This window comes from Candidatus Cloacimonadota bacterium (genome assembly GCA_012516855.1).
In the GTDB taxonomy this organism is placed as follows: domain Bacteria; phylum Cloacimonadota; class Cloacimonadia; order Cloacimonadales; family Cloacimonadaceae; genus Syntrophosphaera.
The window spans coordinates 1-1,697 of sequence record JAAYWB010000094.1 but is presented as its reverse complement, the minus strand read 5'-3'; the positions used below and the strand labels follow the sequence as shown (position 1 = coordinate 1,697).

The window sequence follows — 1,697 nt, the reverse complement described above, 5'->3', positions numbered from 1 at the left end:
TTTCCGTAAGGGTTGCCTTCTGGTGCGCTAAAGCTACTGAAAACAACCATTTCAGGATGTTGTTTGCGTATTGCTTGCCATACTTCGGCGCTTGTTGAAATTCGTTGATAGTCCATTACGATTTCCCCTTACACAATGTTTGAACAGCCGTAGCTACTCGTTTTGGATCGTCATTAAAATAGAACTTCATACAGCCCTCTACAGTAGGCACATTAAGATTGATAGCCAATTGATAGCCAACTGCCACCCCATCTTTATGTACGGTATCTAGCCTTTGACTGATGTTTTCAGCGATTAAAAGTGCTATCACAGTCAACACAGCTACGGCACAAGTTGCATAAATCAGGTTTTGCGCCATTGAACGCTTAGGTGCTTCAAATGGCAGGGTGCTTATGTTTGTTGGGGATTTCATGCTGCAACCCTTTCATTCGCATTTGAACGGTCGCCATAAAAAGCGTCTTCACGTTGACGGCGTGAACCGTTTTCCATGATGCCGTCATACTCTGCGCGGTCACGCTCTGCTTGGTCTTGTTCTTTTTTTATTTGAAAAGCGCAATCACTAGCGGCATCTTCTAGAAATGCTGCAAAGTCAGATTCCAAGTAATTGCAACGCAAGGCTAGACTTGACTTGACCTTTTCATTGAGCGCTTGCAAAATGTCGCGCAATTCTTCAAGGCTCATTTCTTTGATGCCATCAAGGGATTGCAACACATCGAATGAACGATTGCTATTTTTCATGGCTTATTCCTGAGTTAAAACGATTTTAGTGCCTGCTGGTAGGCGTTCCCAATGGTCATCTGAATCACATCTAACCCAATCAGCACTGTCAAACAAAAGACCCAAAGGGCTATCGCCTATATCTACAACCACACCTTTAGTCGGGCTTGTAAATAAGACAGTTTGCCCAAATGAACTTTTTGCTTTATAAAAAGCAGGGAAAGCTGGAACACTTACCCACTCACCGATTTGCATTTCAGTTTTCATATTCACTCCTTGGTTATGGTTAAGAGCTCGTTTAGTGATGTGCCCCAAGCAATAACAGGTCAAATTGTTAATAAATAAACCTGAAGCACATCACCAAACGAACCCTGCTATCGAATGATTTTAGTGGTGGCGGCTATTTCTAGCTTGCTATGCAGTCCTGAAATCAGGAATAGCCCGTAACACTGCTCTTTCTCGCGCTTGGTAATCCCAAGAATCACCACCACTAAAATCATTCTCTATCTCAACAACTCCAACTATTAGGTAGAGCTTGCACAGCAAGATAATCTAAAAACAGTGACGGGTGACAGACCGTTCTTACAAGCTGCTGGCCAACATCCTTTTCGTTTCACAGCTACTGTTTGTTTTTGTTGTTGATGGTTGATTATAGTGTACTTTGTGGCACGGTGCAACAACTATTTGATTTATTTATCTAGGTACATACCCTAATAAAAATATCTTGCACAATGTCCAAAGATGTGCTACATTATGGGTATGAGTAAACAAAAAACCACTACAGGCGCAATCCGATTGCCACACGAGAGCTGGAGAAAGCTACGTGCTTTATTCCAGTATTATGGCGCAAACAACCATGTAAAAACCCTTTGGTTTCAGGCGTGGATTGATAAGCAATATGCAAAGGCGCTAAAAAACAAAGCTAAAGCAGAAGCGTTATTAAGGGGGCAAGCATGAGCGAACTAAAACACACTTGTTGC

At 42.3% G+C, this 1,697-nt stretch carries 4 protein-coding genes; 1 reads left to right on the top strand and 3 read right to left on the bottom strand.

Annotated elements, in window-relative coordinates:
• Positions 1-115: 115 nt before the first annotated feature.
• From GX466_08455 to GX466_08445, 3 genes are read right to left on the bottom strand one after another with little or no spacing between them, the layout of a single operon-like run.
• Entirely contained in the window at positions 116-412 is a 297-nt protein-coding gene (locus GX466_08455; GenBank protein ID NLH94225.1) for a hypothetical protein, read from the bottom strand.
• Positions 409-738, bottom strand: coding sequence for a hypothetical protein (locus GX466_08450; GenBank protein NLH94224.1), 330 nt, complete (start codon positions 736-738; stop codon positions 409-411). Before GX466_08450 ends, GX466_08455 begins: the two co-directional genes overlap by 4 nt.
• Positions 739-741: 3 nt before the next feature.
• On the bottom strand, positions 742-984 hold the full coding sequence (locus GX466_08445; protein ID NLH94223.1) for a hypothetical protein: 243 nt from the start codon (positions 982-984) through the stop codon (positions 742-744).
• A 492-nt stretch (positions 985-1,476) separates the two neighbouring features.
• Here GX466_08445 and GX466_08440 point away from each other — a divergent pair, with 492 nt between their 5' ends.
• Positions 1,477-1,674 carry a hypothetical protein gene (locus tag GX466_08440; GenBank protein ID NLH94222.1) on the top strand — a complete coding sequence of 66 codons (198 nt, stop codon included), beginning with the start codon at positions 1,477-1,479 and terminating at the stop codon, positions 1,672-1,674.
• Positions 1,675-1,697: the final 23 nt, after the last annotated feature.

What these genes read in the sequence shown, in the direction of transcription:
- GX466_08455 (NLH94225.1), bottom strand. Translation starts at nt 412, where the DNA reads ATGAAATCCCCAACAAACATAAGCACCCTGCCATTTGAAGCACCTAAG.
- GX466_08450 (NLH94224.1), bottom strand. Translation starts at nt 738, where the DNA reads ATGAAAAATAGCAATCGTTCATTCGATGTGTTGCAATCCCTTGATGGC.
- GX466_08445 (NLH94223.1), bottom strand. Translation starts at nt 984, where the DNA reads ATGAAAACTGAAATGCAAATCGGTGAGTGGGTAAGTGTTCCAGCTTTC.
- GX466_08440 (NLH94222.1), top strand. Translation starts at nt 1,477, where the DNA reads ATGAGTAAACAAAAAACCACTACAGGCGCAATCCGATTGCCACACGAG.